The organism is Bacillus sp. 01N42_2 (genome assembly GCF_056399565.1).
On sequence record NZ_JBFTRO010000024.1, the window covers coordinates 1 to 1,065 of the forward strand.

The 1,065-nt window shown below is 41.3% G+C and carries 1 pseudogene; it reads right to left on the bottom strand.

Annotated features, from left to right (window positions below):
- Window positions 1-1,065: pseudogene (locus AC1DN5_RS19025) on the bottom strand (IS1182 family transposase); the annotation flags it as partial.

Here is a 1,065-nt window from a genome sequence, read left to right on the forward strand (position 1 = left end):
TTCGCTCTATTTTTTCTTTTCTTTTTTTATAGAGGGTTTTTCCTGAAACAGACAAGCGATTTTGTTTGACCTTTTCTTTAGGATCTTCCCATACATGCCGGGTGATGACCTTCTGGCGGTTTTTTGATCTTGTGCATTGCGCAAGTAAAAGGCATGCGGAACAGGTTTCAGGATTTGATTTATATGACCGTTAGCCTTTTCGGTCAGTTGTTGAGTATGTAAGTTTTTGCTGGTTCGGGCAAATATAACTGTCTTTTTCACTGTCATAATGAAACTTCCATTTTGGTGATATCGTCTATGGGCAATAACGCCAAAAATATGGCGGTCAGCTAATCCTTTACAGATCGGAGTCGTTAAATATCCGGAATCAAGAGCGACGCCTTCTACTTGAAAACCAAATCGTGCGATTTGAAGATCCAATCGGTCAAGATAGGGCACAGAATCATGGACATTTCCGGGCGTGACATAGGCATCGGTGATAATGTTGTATTTCATATCCGTTGTGCGGTGATCTAAATAAAAGAAACCCTCCGGTTTGTTTTCACGGTACATATATCCACTTTCAGGATCAGTGGTACTTTGGGGGATCTCTTTTCAGCTTTCACCTCCTCTTTGGCGGGTAATGGCTTTTTTCCGTGTTCCTCCCGATCTTCTTGGATGGCTTCATTTAAATCTTTGATATAGTTTTGTGTATCCTGTTCAATCGTTTTTCTTGTATATTTGTGCTTGTTGGCATTGGCTTTCAGTTGAGTTGAATCGGTGAAAAGTACTCGTCCGCCCACCATGTCATGATTGATGGCCTGGCGAACGATCTCATCAAAGATGTCTTTGAAAATAGTTGTATCTTTAAAGCGTGTTCGTCTGTTCCAGCTGATGGTGAAGTGGTGCGGAACTGGGTCATTGATATTCAGTCCCAAAAACCATCTGTACGCCATATTGTAGTAAATTTTTTTTCAAGCTGTCTTTCTGAACGGGTACCGTAGAGGTATCCGATAAACATCATTTTGAATAAAATCAGCGGATCAAGTGAGGGGCGGCCTTTGTTTTCGCTGTAGTAAGGTTTCA